The organism is Rhodococcus sp. EPR-134, from assembly GCF_001647205.1.
Classification (GTDB): domain Bacteria; phylum Actinomycetota; class Actinomycetes; order Mycobacteriales; family Mycobacteriaceae; genus Rhodococcus_F; species Rhodococcus_F qingshengii.
Genome location: NZ_LVCT01000753.1, coordinates 1 through 20060, shown reverse-complemented (window position 1 = coordinate 20060; position 20060 = coordinate 1). Strand labels below are relative to the sequence as shown.

7 protein-coding genes are annotated in these 20060 nt (G+C 64.5%); 3 read left to right on the top strand and 4 right to left on the bottom strand.

Annotation, left to right across the window (positions count from 1 at the left end; translation table 11 throughout):
* A partial coding sequence (locus tag A2J01_RS32380; RefSeq protein WP_064114346.1) for a non-ribosomal peptide synthetase occupies window positions 1-13780 on the top strand: 13780 nt, incomplete at its 5' end.
* Window position 13781: 1 nt separating this feature from the next.
* Here the strand turns inward: A2J01_RS32380 and ku are convergent.
* Window positions 13782-14621: a non-homologous end joining protein Ku gene (gene ku / locus A2J01_RS32375; RefSeq protein WP_172932851.1), complete on the bottom strand. Its 840-nt coding sequence runs from the start codon at window positions 14619-14621 to the stop codon at window positions 13782-13784.
* Between the two features lie 149 nt (window positions 14622-14770).
* Between ku and A2J01_RS32370 the strand changes: the two genes are divergently transcribed.
* The gene (locus A2J01_RS32370) at window positions 14771-15742 is read left to right on the top strand and encodes an alpha/beta hydrolase (RefSeq protein WP_064114345.1); all 972 of its coding nucleotides are present in this window, start codon (window positions 14771-14773) and stop codon (window positions 15740-15742) included.
* A 14-nt stretch (window positions 15743-15756) separates the two neighbouring features.
* Here A2J01_RS32370 and A2J01_RS32365 read toward each other — a convergent pair whose 3' ends face one another.
* Both A2J01_RS32365 and A2J01_RS32360 read right to left on the bottom strand, forming a co-directional pair.
* Window positions 15757-16887, bottom strand: coding sequence for a lycopene cyclase family protein (locus tag A2J01_RS32365; protein WP_064114344.1), 1131 nt, complete (start codon window positions 16885-16887; stop codon window positions 15757-15759).
* Between the two features lie 10 nt (window positions 16888-16897).
* Window positions 16898-17683 carry an SDR family oxidoreductase gene (locus tag A2J01_RS32360; protein WP_047270400.1) on the bottom strand — a complete coding sequence of 262 codons (786 nt, stop codon included), beginning with the start codon at window positions 17681-17683 and terminating at the stop codon, window positions 16898-16900.
* 129 nt (window positions 17684-17812) lie between these two features.
* Between A2J01_RS32360 and A2J01_RS32355 the strand changes: the two genes are divergently transcribed.
* Window positions 17813-19444 (top strand): ABC-F family ATP-binding cassette domain-containing protein, encoded by a 1632-nt coding sequence (locus A2J01_RS32355; RefSeq protein WP_003944932.1) that lies wholly within the window; start codon window positions 17813-17815, stop codon window positions 19442-19444.
* Between the two features lie 60 nt (window positions 19445-19504).
* Here A2J01_RS32355 and A2J01_RS32350 read toward each other — a convergent pair.
* A partial coding sequence (locus A2J01_RS32350) for a TetR/AcrR family transcriptional regulator (RefSeq protein ID WP_064114343.1) occupies window positions 19505-20060 on the bottom strand: 556 nt, incomplete at its 5' end.

The following is a 20060-nucleotide window of genomic DNA, read 5'->3' as shown; positions in this document are numbered from 1 at the left end:
CTACACCGCTGTGGTGCGCGATCTGCCAGTTCCCCCAGCGGTAACTGCCCCCCTCCAATCGTTGGTGAAGGCAGAGGCCGACTATCTGGGCTCAACCCGGTGGGAACGCGATCGCGACTACTGGAACACCAAGATGGCCGACAAACCGGGCGGAACCTCGCTCGCGTCCTCGACTGCTCCGTCGCAGGCATGGTCTCGCCTACGGTCGGCGACGGTACCTACGGAACTGCGGAGCTCCCTCGAACGGCTGGCCGCCGCCCACGATGTGACGACGTCGTCAGTGGTGATCGGTGCACTGGCGGCTTACCTCGCCCGGGCCACCGGGACCCGCGACGTGGTCCTCAGCCTGCCGGTCTCGGGGCGGACGACAAAAGCTGCTCGCAGGTCCGGCGGAATGATGTCGAACGTCGTTCCGATACGTGCGAGCGTCGATCCGCATTTCGCGGTCGGGGACTTGCTGCACGAGGTGAAGATCGAACTCACCGGCGCACTGCGTCATCAGAAGTACCGCCATGAGGACCTACGGCGCGACCTCAACGCCGGTGATCACAGCATCGCCGACGGACGAGGCTTCCACGGGCCGTTGATCAACCTCATGCTGTTCCATTCCGGAATCACTCTCGGGGACGCGCACGGCGAACTGAACGTGATCTCGACCGGGCCGATCGAAGACCGCTCCGTCAACGTCTATCAGACTTCCGCAGCCGAAGAGATCCAGATCGACTTCGCCGCGAATCCAGACCTGTACACCAACGAGGACATCTCGCGTCACCACCGGCGTTTCCTCGAATTCCTCGACTTGTTCTGCGCTGCGGAATCGGGAACTCGATTGATGGATATCGACCCCGACGCCGCGGGGAAATGGATCGCCGAAGTTCAACACGCCCGCAACGTCGAGTACTGGTCTGCGACCTTGTCGAACCCCGCCGAGGAACTGGGTTTGCCGGTCGTCGCCGGAACCGGTCGAACGTCCACGCCCCTCGAGATCGAGGCAGGCCTCTGCCGGAGCCTCGAGACGATGGCGACGACGATGAACACGAGTCTGTTCGTGCTGTTCCAGTCTGCGATGGCCGGACTGCTGCGCCGCGTCGGTTCGGCTGACGAGGTGTCGATCGGCGTCTCGGTCCGAGGGTACGGCGCCTCCAATCCGGACGATTTCGTCTCGATGTTCGCCAACCAGTTGGTGCTTCGCTCGACGGTGTCGAACACCATGACGCTCACCGACCTGGTCGGTGCGGTGGACACCGTCGCAATCGAAGCTCTCGAACACGCAGACATTCTTCTGTCTTCGGTGACCGCCGCACTCGGTGACGGCCGCTGGGTCGAGACGGGCCCGTTGTTCCGGGCGATGGTCTGCTTCGAGGAGCCGCTGGATGCTCACCCGAGATTTCCGGGGCTCATGGTCGGTGCGCCTATCGGATCGGATCTGGCCACCGTGCCGGAACTGTTTGTCTCCCTGGCGATTCCGACTGGTGAGCATGCCGATTTCGATCAGCCGATCTCCGGTGTTCTGGATTGGCTCGGCACGAAGGAGCAAGCCGAGGACCTCGCCGACCGTTATCTACGAATCTTGACCGCGATGGTCGGTGCTCCGCACTCGGCGCTCGGCTCAGTGGATCTACTGCGCCCGGACGCGCGCCAGGCGCTGGTGCCGCCCGTTCTGCCGATTACCCCGGTCCGAACGCTCTCCGAGATCCTTTCCGACCGCATTCGGGCGACCCCGGAAGCGATCGCCGTTGTCGCAGGTAGCGAGCGCGTGTCGTACCGCGAACTCGATCGACGATCGAATCAGTTGGCGCGCAAGCTCGTCGATCATGGCGTGCAATCCGAGTCGTTGGTCGGAATCATGCTGCCGAAATCCGTGGACATGATCGTTGCCGCTGTCGCGGTAGTGAAGGCCGGCGGCGGATACCTCCCACTCGATCGTGCACACCCCGCCGAGCGTTTGGCATACGTGGTCGAGGATGCGCAACCGGTGTGCGTCATCTCCGATTCCACTTTCCCGAACTCCGCCTTCCCGAACTCTGACGTGGTGGTCGTCGGCGTCGAATCCGACGAATACTCCGGTGAGAGTCTGGAAACCGATGAGCGCCCGCGCGGACACGGAGCCGACAATCTGGCGTACGTGATCTACACCTCGGGGTCGACGGGCCGACCCAAAGGTGTCTCCGTCACCCACGCCGCTGTGGTGCGATTGTTCGAGAACACGCACGTCGAATTCGGATTCGACGGCAACGACGTGTGGACGATGTTCCACTCGTTCGCCTTCGACTTCTCGGTCTGGGAACTGTGGGGCGCGCTGCTCCACGGCGGAACGCTGGTCCTGGTCGATCACGAGGTATCACGCGACCCTGACGCCTTCCGGGCGCTGGTCGCCGCAGAAGGCGTCACCGTGCTCAATCAGACGCCCTCGGCCTTCTACCAGTACATCGAAGCCGACCTTCGGGCCGATTCGGAGACCCGGCTCCGGTACGTGATCTTCGGTGGCGAAGCCTTGGACCTGCGTCGACTCGGGCGCTGGTACGACAATCACCCGGGGTACGAAAGTCACACGGAATCCGCGCCTGCACTCGTCAACATGTACGGCATCACCGAGACGACGGTGCACGTCACCCATCTCGAACTCGACCGGGCGAGCGCGAGTGCGCTGACCGGCAGCCGGATCGGTGACGCGATCGACGGACTTCGTGTGTACCTGCTCGACGAGCATCTCTCCCCGGTCCCGGTGGGGATCGCGGGGGAGATCTATGTCGCGGGCGGTCAACTCGCCCGTGGCTATCTAGGCCGTCCAGACCTCACCGCGGGCCGGTTCGTTGCCGATCCTTTCAATGCCGGCGGACGACGGTTGTACCGGTCCGGCGACCGCGCACGATGGATTGCGCCCGGACAACTCGAGTACCTCGGACGCGGCGACGCGCAGGTCAAGATCCGCGGATTCCGGATCGAACTCGGCGAAATCGACTCCGTCATCCTCAGCGCGCCGGGAATCGACGATGCCGTGACCGTCGTGGCTCCGACGCCGGCGAGCGGCGCTCTCGTGACCTATGTGACCGCTTCCGACGTCGTGGACGCCGACGCCCTCCGAGCTCACGCCGCCGAAGCCCTCCCGACCTACATGGTTCCCGATGCCTTCATGGTCCTCGATTCGATTCCGTTGACCACCAACGGAAAACTGGACCGGCGTGCGCTGCCTTCGCCTATCCTGGCCTCCACCAAGGTCTTCCGACCCCCGACGACCCCGACCGAGGGCAAGGTTGCGGCGGTTCTGGCTGACATCCTGATTAGTGGACCGCTCGGACTCGACGATAATTTCTTCCATCTGGGCGGAAACTCGCTGGTAGCGACGACGGCGGTAGCGCGCTTGACCGAAGCCACCGGGGTTAAAATGCCGCTGCGTGCACTCTTCGACCATCCCACGGTGTCTGGGATCGCGGCGACGATCGAGCGTGCGGCACAGACCCCGGACGCCGACGGTATTCAGGTCGTGGCCCGGCCGGCTGTACTGCCTCTCGCTCCCGCGCAGCAGCGACTGTGGTTCCTGAACCGCGTGGCACCGGAATCAGGTGCGTACAACATTCCACTGGCGGTGTCGTTGCGCGGCGCCGTCGATCCCGACGCACTCAGTGCCGCGATCGTGGACGTCGTGACACGTCACGAGTCACTACGCACCGTGTTTCCTCAGGTCGGGGACAACGCGACGCAGAAGGTTCTGGGCCTGGGCGAGGGGATCGCAGGGCTCGAGTCGATCGACGTGGAACGCGGAAGCCTCGAGAGAGTGATCTTCGAATTCTCTTCGGCCGGTTTCGATCTGGTCCGCGAACGTCCGGTGCGCTACCTGCTGATCAATGTCGCCGCCGAGAAGGAAGGCGATGAGGAGGAAGCTGTCCTCGTAGTGGTTCTGCATCACATGGTGGCCGACGGTTGGTCACTCGCCCCGTTGGCTGCTGATCTCACCGGCGCTTACGCCGCTCGCGTCGGCGGCAACAGCCCGCAGTGGGCACCGCTTCCAGTGCAGTACGCCGACTACACGCTCTGGCACCGAGAACACCTCGGGGACACGGCATCCACCGAATCGCTTGCCCACTCACAGATCACGTTCTGGAAGCGGCAGCTGGCAGGAGCACCCGAGCAGCTCCACCTGCCGACGGACCGTCCGCGCGCACTCGACCCGACCATGCGCGGAGCCGGAGTCGACATCAGAATCGGCGCTTCCACGCATCAGAAGCTCGTTGTACTTGCCGCCGATCACGACGCCACGCCGTTCATCGCCCTGCACGCGTGCTTCGCCCTGCTTCTGGCCAGGTACAGCGGCACGGACGACATCGTCATCGGAACACCGGTGGCCGGGCGAGGGGACAGATCTCTCGATCTGCTCGTCGGCATGTTCGTCAACACTCTTGCCCTGCGGACCGTCGTCGATCGGGACGTAACGTTTGCCGCACACCTGTCGCAGGTCAGGGCCGTCGACGTGGATGCCTTCGACAATGCGGACGTGCCTTTCGACGTCGTCGTGGACGCGCTCGAACTGGACCGCTCGCCCGCACACCACCCGGTCTTTCAAGCGGCCATCACCTCGCGGATAGCCACCACCCACACAGCCGAACTGGCCGGGGTGTCGATGACGGCGCGGGCAGTCGAGACGGGGCTGACCAAGTTCGACCTCGAGCTCACCGTCACCGAACGTCACGAGTCCGGGGCCGCAGCTGGGATCGATGCCACGTTCACCTATTCCACCGACCTGTTCGACAGCGCGACCGTCGAAGCGTTGGCGCGAAACTTCGTGACCCTCGTGGAATCGGCAGTGTCGGAACCGACTGCACCGGTTGGTGATCTTCGTGTACTCGGATCCCGGGAGAGTGCCGCGATATTGCCGCGGCGCGGCGTGGCTTCGGTGGGCGAATTGACGCTGGCGCAGATCCTCGGAGACACCGCGAGGAAGTATCCCGACGCGATCGCCCTCGAAGACTCCGAGCGCTCACTCTCGTACGGGGAGCTGGAGCGTCGATCGAATCGGATCGCTCGATACCTCATGGACCTGGGCGTCGGCCCCGAGACACCGGTCGCACTGGCAGTTGCCCGATCGGTCGACTCCGTGCTCGCAGTCTGGTCGGTCACCAAAGCCGGTGGCGTTTTCGTCCCGGTGGATCCCCGTTATCCCGCAGATCGAGTTGCGCACATGCTCGCGGATTCAGGTGTGCGGATCGGAATTCGGTCCGCCGAGGTTGCGGCCGGTCCGGCAGCCGGTGGGAACGTCGCAGTCTGGATCGACCTCGGCGACGCGGACACGGTTGCAGAATGTGCCGCCTACTCCGACGCTGCCATCGACGACGCTGACAGAACAGCGTCGATCACTGCGGCGTCGGCTGCGTACGTCATCTACACCTCCGGCTCGACCGGAGTGCCGAAGGGCACCGTCGTCACTCACGCGGGTTTGGCCAATCTTGCTCGCGAACAACAGGATCGGTACCGGATCACCGCCGGGTCGCGAACTCTGCATTTTGCGTCACCGAGCTTCGACGGCGCCGTACTCGAGCTACTGCTCGCCGGTTCGACCGGCGCGACGATGGTGATCGCCCCTCCCGACATCTACGGAGGGGAGGCGTTGAGCGAGTTCCTCCGAAGCCACGAGGTCACTCATGCCTTCATCACTCCGGCTGCGCTGGCGACCGTCGATCCGGCGGGCGTGACGGCACTGGAATGCGTAGTCGTCGGCGGCGACGTGTGCACGCCGGAATTGGTCTCGAGCTGGGGCAACGGGCGCAGACTGCACAACGGATACGGTCCGACCGAAACCACTGTCATGGTTGCCATCAGTGACCCACTCTCACCGGGGGAGCCGATCACCATCGGCGGTCCCATCCGCGGAATCGACGCCGTGGTGCTCGACTCTCGGCTGCAACCGGTCCCGATCGGCGGCGTCGGCGAGCTGTACATCGGTGGGCCGGGCCTTGCACGTGGTTACCACCTTCGTCCCGCGCTGACGTCGGATCGGTTTGTCGCGCATCCGTACTCGACGCCCGGTGCCCGGATGTACCGAACCGGTGACCTGGTCCGCTGGACCAAGGACCTGACCCTTCGCTACGTGGGCCGCAGCGATCATCAGCTCAAGATCCGCGGGTTCCGCATCGAACTCGGCGAGATCGACGCTGCTCTGATGGATTCCCCTCTCGTCCAGTTCGCCACGACGATTCCCGTCGAATCCGCCGCGGGTACCACTCTGGCGTCGTACGTGTTGCTGAGCGGCGACGCTGATATCGAGTCGCTGTTCGTGGGACTCGCCGACACGCTGCCGCGGTACATGATTCCGTCGTCGATCACCCCGATCGACGCCATTCCGTTGACTCCGGTCGGCAAACTCGATCGCAGAGCGTTGCCGACGCCGATACCGCGCGAAATCCTCGGAACGGGCCGTGAACCCGAGGCCGGACTCGAACGAACCGTTGCCGACGTGTTCGCTTCACTGCTCGACGTGCCCGAGGTCCGGGCCGGAGACAGCTTCTTCGATCTCGGGGGCAACTCGCTCGTCGCGACGCAGGTGTCCGCGCGGTTGAGCGCAGCGACGGGACTCACGGTGGACGTTCGCTCGATCTTCGAAGCGCCGACCGTCGAAGCGCTCGCTGCACGTCTGGCGGCGAGCGCCGAAGAATCAGACGATCGACCTGCCCTGAGCGCCGGCGCTCGGCCGGACCGCCTACCGCTCTCCGCCGCGCAACAGCGCCTGTGGTTCGTCAATCGCTTCGACCCCCAGTCCGCGGTCTACAACATTCCGTTCGCGATCCGCATCACCGGAGACATCCACGGCGATGCACTCGAGGAGGCGCTTGCGGACGTCATTGCACGCCATGAGGTGCTTCGAACGATCTACGTCGACAGCGCCGACGGCCCGAGCCAGGTCATCCGAGCGCTCTCCGACGTGCAGTTCTCCGTCGAGCGCTACTGCGGATCCGAAGGTGTGGACGCGGCGACGACGGAGTTCGCGGCGCGTGGGTTCGATCTCGGTTCGGATCTGCCGATTCGGGCCATGCTGGTGCGCGAGGACGCCGGCGCTCACGTACTGGTCGTCGTCATCCACCACATCGCCTTCGACGGCTGGTCCCTGACTCCCTTTGCGACAGATTTCGTCGCGGCGTACTCCGCACGCGTCGTTGGAGACGCCCCGGTTTTCACACCGCTCGACGTGCAGTACGCCGACTACGCGGTGTGGCAGCAAGACTCGCTCGGACAGGTCGGCGACCAGGAGTCTCTGGTTGCCCGCGAACTGACCTTCTGGACCACTGCCATGGCTGGTGCCCCGGACGAGGTACTGCTACCGGTCGATCGCCCACGCGGATCTGTCTCCACGACCGCCGTCGGATCGGTGCCGATCGTCATCGACGCGGCGACCGGGGAGCGTCTCGCCGCCTTGGCGAGGCGCAGTGGCTCGACGCAGTTCATGGTCGTACACGCGATCCTGGCGGTTGTTCTCGCGCGTCTCGGTGCAACCGACGACGTGGTGGTCGGCACCCCGGTGGCAGGCCGCGGGCGACCCGAGCTGGATTCCCTGATCGGGATGTTCGTCAATTCGGTACCGCTTCGGACGCCGGTCGATCACCGAGCGTCGTTCACCTCCCTGCTCGAGGTTGTCCGTGAACGCGACCTTGCCGCCTTCGCGCACCCCGAGCTGCCCTTCGAGGTGCTGGTCGACGCCCTCGATCTCGACCGGTCCACTACGCGACACCCCCTGTTCCAGGTCATGCTGTCGTACCACCAGAATGTGGTCTCGCCGCAGGTCACGGTCCACGACGCGCATCTCGAAGCGCAAGCACTCGAACCGTCCGTCGCGAAGTTCGACCTCGAGTTCACCCTGCTGGCAGGCGATTCCGAGAAGACCGAGATCACCGGGTCGCTCAGGTTCGCCGAGGCGCTCTTCGACATTGCCACCGCGGAAACGATCGCCGCGCGTGTGCAGTCGGTGGCCCGCGCCGTCGCCGCAGATCCGGACGCCGCGATCGACGACCTAGATTTCCTCAGCACCCTCGAGCGGGCGTCGCTGATGCCGGTACGAGGTCCGGCGTGGACCAGTTCGCGCACCTTGGCCGAAATATTGACGCGGACCGCCACCCGTTCAGGCGATTCGGTGGCCCTTCGATCCGGTGACACCACCGTGCTCTACCTAGATCTCTTCGCCCGTGCATCGGCGCTTGCCCGCCGTCTGACCACGGAAGGGATCGGTGCCGAAGACATTGTGGCGATCGCGATTCCGCGCTCGATCGACTCGATCGTCGCCTTGTGGGGCGTTTCCTTGACCGGCGCCGCGTTTGTTCCGGTCGATCCGCGATACCCCGCCGATCGCATTCTGCACATGCTCACCGACTCCGGAGCCACTCGCGGAGTGACGACGGAAGCGGTGATCGAATCACTGCCCCGCCCGGTTCCGTGGATGACAATGGACGACATCCACGGCGACGGTGTCGGGCAGCCGGTTCCGGCCGCGCCGATCCGAATCGACAACCTCGCCTACATCATCTACACCTCCGGATCGACGGGAAAGCCCAAGGGCGTCAGCGTCACTCATCGTGGCCTGAGCGCGTTGGCGGCCGAGCAGACGGCGCGTTACGGCATCTCGGCGCAGTCGCGGACGCTGCACTTCTCCTCACCGAGCTTCGACGCATCCATCCTCGAACTGCTGCTCGCAGTCGGTGAAGGCGCGACGATGGTGATCGCCTCTCCCGACGTTTACGGCGGCCAGGACCTCGCCGAATTGGTCACCGATCACCAGGTGACCCACGCGTTCATCACACCGGCAGCGCTGGCCTCGGTCGATCCCACCGGGCTGGACGTCTTGCAGTCGATCGTTGTCGGTGGCGAGGCATGCCCACCCGAACTGGTCCGTAAGTGGGCACCGGGTCGCCGATTGTTCAACGGCTACGGGCCGACGGAAACCACCGTCATGGTCTGCATCAGTGATGCCTTGAGCGTGGGGGAGACCGTGACCATCGGCGGGCCCGTCCGCGGCGTGTCCGCGGTAATTCTCGACGGCTCGGCTCAGCCGGTACCCGTCGGGGTCACCGGTGAGCTCTACATCGCCGGCCTGGGACTTGCCCGCGGCTACCTCGACCAACCCGCCTTGACGGCGACGCGATTCGTGGCAGCGCCGTTCGGCCCGGCCGGCACCCGCATGTACCGGACCGGTGACTTGGTTCGGTGGACGCCGCTCGGGACGATCGAATACGTCGGACGCTCCGATCACCAGGTGAAAGTGCGCGGATTCCGCATCGAACTGGGCGAGATCGACTCCGTCCTCAGCACTTACCCCGGCGTCGAGTTCGCGGTCACCGTGGGCGTCGACGCAGCTTCCGGTGAGACGATGTTGGCGTCGTACGTAGTGCTCGGTGCCGATGCGGTCGAGATGGACGAGTTGCTGAGCCATGCGCGCCGCTCACTGCCCGCCTTCATGGTGCCGTCGGCGATCACCCCGATCGATCACGTACCGCTGACCCCCGTCGGGAAGCTCGACCGATCGGCATTGCCGGCGCCGACACTGCGTTCGTCCGAGCGAAGTGTCGAGCCGCTGACGACCGCGACCGAACTCCAGGTTGCCTGCGTCGTGGCGGAACTGCTGGGTATCGAACAGATCAGTGCGTCGGACAGTTTCTTCGAACTCGGTGGCAACTCACTGCTCGCCACCAGACTGGCCCAGCGACTCGGCGAGTCGTTGGGCAGGCAGGTGCCTGTCCGAATGCTGTTCGAGCACCCCGAAATTCGGGAACTTGCCACCGCGCTCGACACATCCGCCGGGGCGAAGGCGCTTCCACCGATCACCGCCGTAGACCGCCCCGAGCGAATTCCGCTGTCCTACGCGCAAGCACGCATCTGGTTCCTCAACCAGATGGATCCCGGCTCACCCGCGTACAACGTCCCTGCTGCGATCTCCCTCGACGGTGCACTCGACGTGCCGGCCCTCGAAGCTGCGGTCCTCGACGTGATCGAAAGGCACGAAATCCTGCGCACGGTGTTCCCCGACTCCGGCACCGGTCCACACCAGGTGATCCAGGATGCATTCACCTCGCTCGAGTACGGAAATGCGGACACCCGTGAACCGGCAGAGCTCGCCAGAGAATTCGCGTCGCGTGGATTCGACATCACGACCCAAGCTCCCGTTCGCGCGCTCCTGCTCGAATCGACGCCGCAGCACCACACACTTGTCATCGTGATCCACCACATCGCGGCGGACGGATGGTCGATCGCGCCGTTGATGAAGGACGTGCTCACCGCCTACGTCGCGAGAAGTTCGGGACACGCTCCCGAGTTCACCCCGCTCGAAGTGCACTACGCGGACTTCGCCATCTGGCAGCGGGAAGCGCTGGGCTCGGTGGACGAATCCGCGAGCGTGCTCGGGGCACAGGCGTCGTACTGGCGGGAGACGTTGCGGGGAGCACCTGAATTGATCGACCTTCCGAGCGATCGAGCGCGCCCGCGCACCCAGTCGTTAAGCGGTGCCCACACGGCGGTCTCGCTTCCGGCGCACACCCGGATCGCGGTCGAGGCGGTTGCCGGAGCCAATGCGGCGACGCCGTTCATGGTGTTGCACGCTGCCTATGCCGTCCTGCTGTCCAGGCTGAGTCGAAGCACGGACATCGTGATCGGATCACCGGTCGCCGGGCGAGGACACCGCGTTCTCGACGACCTCGTGGGAATGTTCGTGGGCACGGTCGGACTGCGCACGACGGTCGATCCCGGGTCGACGTTCGTCGACGTTCTGCGTACTGTCCGCTCCGTCGATCTCGACGCCTTCGCCCACGCGGACATTCCGTTCGAGCAGGTCGTGGACGTGGTGGCGCCGACCCGGAGCACCGACCGTCATCCGGTGTTCCAGACGATGATCTCGTTCCACGGCGCCCACCCGACGACGTGGGACCTGCCTGGACTTGCCGTTCGTGCCCACGAGATCACACCGGACATCGCCAAGTACGACCTGCAGTTCACCGTTGTCGAACAGACCGCGGAGGAAGGCGGCGGCTACGAGGCCTCCCTCACCTACGCGAAGGATCTCTTCGACACCGATACGGCGGAGTCGTTTGCAGTGATGCTGGAAACGATCGTCGAGACACTGACTGCCCAGCCCTCCGCCGTCGTCGGTGACGTGGATCTTGCGGGACGTCGCCTGCGTGCGTTGCCCGGACGTCCGGCCGGCGATGCTTTGACCTTGCCGGAGTTGCTGCTTCGCGGCGCTGCCGATCCGCACGCTCCGGCAATCGTCGACGTCGCCACATCCGTCACGCTCACGTACGGCGAACTCGACCGACGCTCCGACGCTATGGCGTTTGCGTTGATCGCTCGCGGAATAGCGCCGGAAATGATGGTGGCACTGGCGCTTCCGAGGTCGGCCGACTATGTGATCGCGCTCTGGGCCGTAGCGAAAGCCGGCGGAGTGTTTCTTCCCGTGGATCCGGCGTACCCCGCCGAGCGGATCGAGCACATGCTCACCGACAGTGGAGCGGTACTCGGTATCACCAGGGGCGAGTATGCGGCCGACCTTCCTGGCGTCACATCGTGGATCGAGTTGGATGCGATCGAATTCACCACCGAAATCGAGGCAGTCCATTCCGAGACACTGCCGGACGCGCCACTCGAGTTCGACAACCCGGCCTACTTGATCTACACCTCGGGCTCGACAGGAAAACCCAAGGGCGTGTTGGTCACTCACGCGGGACTGGCAGCGTTTGCCGACGAACAGCGGGAGCGTTTCGGCGTCACCGCGCACTCTCGCGCTCTGAGCTTCGCCTCGACGAGCTTCGACGCGTCGGTTCTCGAGCTCCTTCTGGCTTTCGGCGCCGGCGCAACGATGGTGATAGCGCCTCCGACAGTTCTCGGCGGTGTCGAATTGCACGAACTGCTCGACGAGCAGACGATCACCCATGCTTTCGTGACTCCAGCCGCCTTGGCGACTGTCGATCCCGCCGGGCTCGACCATCTCGAAGCCGTCGTCGTCGGCGGCGACGCCTGTTCCGCCGACCTCGTATCTCGGTGCGCACTGGGGCGCCGAATGTTCAACGCGTACGGCCCGACCGAGGCCACCGTCGCAGTCACCATCAGTGATTCGCTGGTCGCGGGGGAGCCCGTGACGATCGGCGGTCCGATCCGCGGCGTGGACGCGATGATTCTCGATTCCCGACTGCACTCGGTTCCCGGCCAGGTCGTCGGTGAGCTCTACGTCAGCGGCGACGGTCTCGCCCGCGGGTACCTCGGCAACCCCGCACTCACAGCCGCGCGCTTCGTCGCCGACCCGCATGGACCCGAAGGCGCTCGGATGTACCGCACAGGGGATCTTGTGCGCGAAGATCGCTCAGGGGCACTGATCTACCTCGGACGCGCAGACCACCAGGTCAAGATCCGAGGGTTCCGAATCGAACTCGGAGAAATCGACGCGGTGCTGGCAGCGGAAGCATCCGTGCATTCGGCTGTCAGCGTCGTCGTCGGGGAGGGCGTCGACGCTCGGATCGTCGCGTACGTCGTCCCGGCACATGCGGACTTCGACGCCGCCGCGCTGCGCCGTCACGCAGGTATATCGCTGCCTGCGCACATGATCCCGTCCGCTGTTGTCGTGATCGGCGCAGTCCCGACCACACCGGCGGGCAAGCTCGATCGCAGCGCTCTGCCTGCTCCCAACTGGGAGTCGCCGAGTGGACGCAGTCCGGAAGGCAGCGACGAGATCGCGATCTGCGCTGCTTTCGCAGAGGTACTCGATCTGGCCGACGTAGACACGTACGCCGATTCGAGTTTCTTCGAACTCGGCGGCAACTCACTCATGGCAACGCGTTTGGTCGCTGCCATCAAAGAACGCACCAGCATGACCGTCCCCGTCGCGTGGATATTCTCCGACCCGACTCCGGAGGCATTGGCGCGCAGACTCTTCGAACTCGAGGCAACAGTTGTGACAAGTGACGCGGATACCTCCGCACTTGCGGTAGTCCTGCCACTACGTCCGGAAGGCCGCGCCGAGCCACTGTTCTGCATCCATCCGGCCATCGGATTGGCCTGGTGCTACGGAGCGCTCGATCGCTACGTCGACTCCAGCCGGCCGCTCTACGGCCTGCAGTCGCCGGTCCTGACGGACTCCGAATTTCGGTCGGAGCTGATCGAGGACTTCGCGGCGCGGTACGTCGAGGAAATTCGAGGAGTTCAGCCGCACGGTCCGTATCACCTGCTGGGGTGGTCGATCGGCGGATTGATCGCTCACGCGGCGGCGGTGCAGTTGCAAGCCGCGGGTGAGAGCGTCGCCGACCTGATTCTGCTCGACAGCTTCGTTCTCGAAGACCCGACGATGGCAGGCGCGCAGCCTTCTCTCGCCGAACTGATCGGCGGGTTGGGGATCTCGGTCCCGGACACCGGCGAGCGTGATCTGACACCCGAGGACGCCGAAGCACTCTTGCGTGAAACCATCGGCGATCACCCCTTGGTCTCGAGCGATCGGATCGAGCGACTGTTCGAGGAATACTCCGCCGGCGCCGAACTGGCTCACCGATACCGCCCGGGCAAGTTCGTGGGCGATCTGCTGTTCTTCTCGGCACACGCCGACACCTTCGACCCGCTGCGAACCGCGTCGGCGTGGCGACCGTTCGTCTCCGGGGTGATCATCGACCGTCCGGTGCCCACGTCACACGCCGAAATGTTCACCGAGGCAGGTCTGGAGGCGATCGGACCCGTGATCAACCTTGCGGTCGGAACGGGTCGTCACGCGGCTCCGGACGTCGACGCAGAGTTGGACGCTCTGATCGAGATCCAAGACGTGCGCGGCTGACTCAGGCTCGTTTCTTCCTCGGTGTAGTCGACTTCGACGAGCCGGCCTTGGAGGCGTTCGACTTCGCTTCGTCCACACTGCGCTGCAGTGCGGCAACCAGGTCCACCACCTCTGCGTCGGTGCCCTCTTGGTCGACCTCGGCGGCCGGGATGACCTTCTTGCCGCCGTTCTCGATCATCTCGTCGAGCAACTGCCTCAGTTGGAGCTGATAGTCGTCGGTGAACTCGGTCGGATCGAAATCGCCCGCCATGCTCTCGACGAGCGTCTGCGCCATCTTCAGTTCCTTCGCCTTCGGCTTCTCCACGTCGTCGAGGGAAGGGAACTCTGCTGCACGAACTTCGTCGGGCCACAGCAAGGTCTGGATCACCAGAACACCATCGCGAGCGCGCATCGCGGCCAGGCGCGTCTTCTGTCGCAGCGTGAAATGCACCAGTGCCGTTCGATCACTCTCGGTGAGCACAGTCGAAAGCAGGACGTACGCCTTCGGCGACGCCGAATCGGGCTCGAGGAAGTAACTCTTCTCGAACAAGATCGGATCGATCTGATCGTTCGGCACGAATTCCAGCACCGGAATCTCGTGCTTCTCCGCAGCCGGGAGTTTGTTGAAGTCCTCGTCGCTCAAGATGACGCGCGATCCGTCTTCCGAGTCGTACGCCTTGTCGATGTCGGCGAACTGAACCGTGTTTCCGCACTCGGAACACACACGGTTGTACTTGATGCGGCCACCGTCTTTTGCATGGACCTGGTGAAATCGGATGTCGTGGTCCTCGGTCGCCGAGTACACCTTGACCGGGACGTTGACCAGACCGAAGGCTATCGAGCCTTTCCAAATCGAGCGCATGCCTCCCATGATGGTCGCCGCCGGCCGTTTGCGCGAGGCAAACGATCACGGTTGATCCCGAACCGTTGCGTGTGGATGGGTCGGTTCGGGGCGTATCGAGCGGGTATCCGCTTCGAGAACCCGACTCGCACACCTGGGGAGACGCTCCGATGAGAATCCGAACCTACCGTCGACGCGTCACCGCGGCGCTGGCGATTTCACTGGTTCCACTGCTGTTTGCGCCTTGGCCCGCGAACGCAGATCCGGCACGCACCGTAACCATCAGCGTCCACTCCGATGCGATGGGCCGCGACATTCCACTCGAGGTGATCCTCCCCGCCGACACGAGCGCCCCACGGCCCACGTTGTATCTGCTCAACGGCGCCGGTGGTGGCGAGGACAGTGCAACGTGGGAAGGACGGACCGATGTCCTGGACTTCTTCGCCGACAAGAACGTCAACGTCGTGACGCCGCTGGAAGGTGCGTTCAGCTACTACACCGACTGGCAGAAAGACGATCCCGTACTCGGGCGCAACAAGTGGCAGACGTTCCTCACTCGCGAACTGCCGCCCGTCATCGATGCGCAGTTCGGTACCAACGGGGTCAACTCCATCGCGGCGATTTCGATGACGGCGACGTCGGTACTCAATCTCGCGATCTCGGCACCAGGGCTTTATCGGAGTGTCGGGGCCTACAGCGGGTGCGCGGAGACTTCCACCCAGCCGGGTCAGGACTATGTGCGGTTGGTGGTCGGCGCGCGGGGTGGCGCTGATCCGACAAACATGTGGGGACCGTTCGACGGTCCGGGGTGGCGCGAGAACGATCCGGTCGTGAACGCGGAGAAGTTGCGGGGGACCGCACTGTACGTTTCCAGCGGATCCGGTCTGCCAGGTCCGCACGACAACCTCCAGGCACCCGATGTGAACGGAAATCCCGGAGCCCTCCTTAATCAGATCGTCGTCGGCGGCATCATCGAATCCGCGGTCAACGGGTGCACGCACGGCTTGGCGGACCGACTGAACGCACTGGGCATCCCCGCGACCTTCGACTTCAAGCCGACCGGAACCCACTCGTGGGGCTACTGGCAGGACGACCTACACAATTCCTGGCCGATGATCGCCGGCTCGATGGGAGCGCAGTAGTCGGTCCGGAGTGCTCACCTCAGAAACGGCGCGCGCATCAACGTCTTTCGGACGTGCCACGGTGACGATCGGAACAGGGTTGCCATCACCTTCGCCGTCGCGGACGCGTCCCGCCGATCGGACAGGTAGGACCGCTGAGCCTCGACCGGTAGATCGAAGAACGTGTCGAAGAATGTCGCGACCTCTCTCGAGCCGAGGGTGAGAAGTGCGTTCAGGCCAACGCGGCGAAGGGCAGACACCGCCTTGGCCGACCGCGGCCAGAGCGCCGCGTTGGGATCTCCACCGTCGGCGATTGCTTTGGCGACAGCGTCTGCCTCGGCGAGTGACGAGGCAACGCTGTATCCGGTTCCCGGATGCATCAGACCGCCTCGCCCGCCGAAACGGAGTACACCGTCGGGGAACGACTCCTTCGGGCCTTCGACTGCAAAACGGACCCGCTCGACCGGTGCGTCGTCGGGGACTTCGCAGCCCCGATTGCGAAGCCGGGTGCGCAGACGCGCTTCGAGTTCGCGGAGCCCCAACGCCGGCCGGCCGACGAGGCAGGTCTCCTCGAGGAGAACTCGCTCGTCATCGAGTGGGACCGCATAGAGAAACGACGGAGTGTCGGCGTCGGAGGCGCCGTTGTCTGGTCGCCAGTCCATGAACCAGGCTTCGCCACTACCCAGAATCGGATCGGCCAGAGCGCGGTCGACGATCACTCCGAAGGCGGTCTGCTGCGCTGTTGTCACCGTCAGTTCGGTACCTCGGGCATCGATGACGACTGATCCCCTCAGCTGCGATCCGTCCACGCACAGGACGGCGGTGGGTGACAGTGTTTGAGCACGCAAGGCTCTGAACTGTACGGATGTGCCCGAGAGAAATGATTGCAGTAAAGATGTATTCAATACGCAATGTGTGCGATCAAGCGTTTTCTGTCTGCGGGTCCACACGCTCGGGCGTTCGATCCGGCTTGCGATCACATCGACCGGCAGCCACGACGGCAGCTCGTCAGCCCACGCCGAATAGGTCGGCGTCCACACCCGATGGGGATGCGGATCGACAACGACGACGGTGAGTTGCCGGGCGATACAGCGGGTGGCGAGTGCCCGCCCGGCCGGGCCGCCACCGACGATCACCACGTCGGCGGAAGAGTTGTCTGTGCTCACGACCGGCGCACTACATCGATCCCGTTGCGAGCAGACCGCCGTCGACCCGGACCGTTTCGCCCGTGATCCACGCCGCCGCGTCGGAGACGAGGAAGCCGACCAGACCGGCAACGTCCTCGGGGGTGCCGAGCCGCTTCATCGGGTAGCCCGCCGACGCCTTGTCCTCGCCGGCAGCGACCAGGGCTGCCGCGAACTGCGTCTTGACGATCCCGGGAGCTACGGCGTTGACACGAATCTTCGGTCCCAGTTGCCAGGCCAGTTCTTCCGTCAGGCGGATGAGCGCAGCCTTCGACGCGCCGTACGCCGCGATGACGCCCGTCGACCGGATCCCGGCCACACTTGCCAGGTTCACGACGGCTCCACCGTGTTCGCCCATCCATGCCCGATGTGCTTGCTGGACGTAACCGAGGGCGGCAACCACATTCACGTCGAAGATCTTGCGCACGGCGTCGAGGTCCGCTTCCATGAGCGAACCGAAGACGGGGTTGATTCCGGTGTTGTTGACCAGAATGTCGAGTGAACCGAATTCGGACACGGCGCGGTCGACGGCACCGGAGCGGGCTTCGGCATCGGCTGCGTTGCCCGCGAATGCGACGACCTTTCCGCCGTGCCCCAGAGCGGACAGCTCGGATGCGGCGGCCTCGAGGGGCTCCGGCTTGCGGGCTGTGATCAAGACGTCGGCACCGCGAGCGAGGAGTTCGGCGGCGACAGCTTTGCCGATTCCGCGACTTGCGCCGGTGACGATGGCGGCACGGCCTTCGAGGTCGCGAGGACGAGTGCTGTTTTCGCTAGTCATGTCCCGAACGTTAGCGGACTCACACGCTGCTGGTCGGATCGACCGTCAGGTCACGGTAAAATCGATAGTTCTTGTGTCTGTAGTCAGGCATTGTTTACCCGTATTCGTCGTTTTTCCTGAGGAGTTTGCTTGATTACCGCCACTGACCTCGAAGTTCGTGCCGGTGTCCGCACCCTTCTCACGGCTCCCGGGCCTTCGTTGCGCATCCAGCCGGGCGACCGGATCGGACTCGTCGGACGTAACGGAGCCGGAAAGACGACCACACTGCGCATCCTCGCCGGCGAAGGTGAGGCATATGCGGGAAGCGTCGTACGTACCGGTGAACTCGGATACCTCCCGCAGGACCCCAAAGAGGGCGACCTGAGCGTCCTCGCCAAGGACCGGGTTCTCTCCGCACGTGGCCTCGACACGATGCTCCGCGAGATGGAGAAGCAGCAGATTCTGATGGGCGAGGTGCTCGATCAGGAATCGCAGGACCGCGCGGTCAAGAAGTACGGTCAGCTCGAGGATCGGTTTTCGGCCCTCGGCGGATACGAAGCCGAGAGTGAAGCTGCACGCATCACCAGCAGCCTCGGTCTCGAAGACCGTATTCTCGGGCAGCCGCTCAGCACGCTGTCCGGCGGTCAGCGTCGTCGCGTCGAATTGGCGCGCATCCTCTTCGCCGCCTCCGACGGCAGCGGTGCCCGCTCGGACACGACTCTGCTGCTCGACGAGCCCACCAACCACCTCGACGCCGACTCCATCACCTGGCTGCGTGGCTTCCTCCAGAACCACGAGGGTGGACTGGTGGTCATCAGCCACGACGTCGACCTGCTCAACGACGTCGTCAACCGCGTGTGGTTCCTCGATGCCGTCCGCGGTGAGGCCGACGTCTACAACATGAACTGGAAGAAGTACCTCGACGCTCGTGCCACGGACGAGCAGCGTCGTCGCCGTGAGCGCGCCAATGCCGAGAAGAAGGCCGGTGCGCTGCGGATTCAGGCCGCCAAGATGGGCGCAAAGGCAACCAAGGCCGTCGCGGCTCAGAACATGGCCAAGCGAGCCGACAAGTTGATGGCGAACCTCGATGCCGAACGTGTCTCGGACAAGGTTGCGCGGATTCGTTTCCCCGAACCCGCCGCTTGTGGCAAGACTCCGCTGATGGGCAAGAACCTCACCAAGGTGTACGGCTCGCTCGAGATCTTCACCGGGGTCGATCTCGCGATCGATCGTGGGTCTCGTGTGGTTATCCTCGGACTGAACGGTGCAGGTAAGACCACGCTGCTCCGCATCCTCGCGGGCGCGGAGAAGGCGGACGCTGGTGAGCTGATCGCCGGTCACGGACTCAAGGTCGGCTACTTCGCTCAGGAGCACGACACCCTCGACGACGACGCGTCCGTGTGGGAGAACATCCGCCACGCCGCGCCGGACACAGGGGAGCAGGAACTGCGTTCGCTGCTCGGTGCCTTCATGTTCACCGGCCCGCAGCTCGAACAGCCGGCCGGAACGCTCTCGGGTGGTGAGAAGACGCGTTTGGCTCTGGCCGGTCTGGTGTCTTCGGCTGCCAACGTTCTGCTTCTCGACGAGCCCACCAACAACCTGGACCCGATCTCGCGCGAGCAGGTGCTCGATGCGCTCCGCAGCTACACCGGTGCCGTCGTCCTGGTCACCCACGATCCGGGCGCTGCCGAGGCACTCAACCCCGAGCGGGTCATCCTCCTGCCCGACGGCAACGAGGACCACTGGTCGCAGGAATACCTCGAGCTGATCCAGCTCGCCTAACCCCCTGTGCGCCTTTGTGGTAGTGGGAACTACCACAAAGGCGCACAGGGGCGAAGCCCCTCAGTCTCTCCGCCGCACCGATTCCTCGACCAGATCGAGAACCGCTGACAGGTTGTCGACGCCGTGGCCGGAGGCGATTCTCGCGACCAGGCCGTCCATCACCAGATCCAGATACCCGATCAGAATTTCGGTGGGGACGTCGTCACGGAGTCTGCCTGCCGATTTCTGTCTGGCGAGGCGCGCACTGGTCGCTTCCGTCAGTTCTACGGAGCGCTGTGACCACTTCTCGCGGAAATCGGCGTCGTTGCGCAGTCGACGCGCTATCTCCAGTCGCGTTCCCAGCCAATCGAATTGGTCGGGCTGCGCGAGCATGTCCCGCATGACCTGGACGAGGCCCTCTTCGGCGACGACATCTGCCATCCGGCTCGCATCCTCGCTTGCGAGAGCGAGGAACAGGCCGTCCTTGTCCTTGAAGTGATGGAAGATCGCTCCGCGGGACAAACCGGTGACTTCTTCGAGACGGCGAACTGTGGCGCCGTCGTAGCCGTATTCCGCAAAGCAGCGGCGGGCGCCGTCAAGGATCTGACTGCGCCGTGCCGCGAGATGGTCTTCACTG

Excerpts from the sequence above, each read along its gene's own strand:
- ku (WP_172932851.1), bottom strand. The coding sequence starts at position 14,621 with ATGCGCTCGATTTGGAAAGGCTCGATAGCCTTCGGTCTGGTCAACGTC.
- A2J01_RS32370 (WP_064114345.1), top strand. The coding sequence starts at position 14,771 with ATGAGAATCCGAACCTACCGTCGACGCGTCACCGCGGCGCTGGCGATT.
- A2J01_RS32360 (WP_047270400.1), bottom strand. The coding sequence starts at position 17,683 with ATGACTAGCGAAAACAGCACTCGTCCTCGCGACCTCGAAGGCCGTGCC.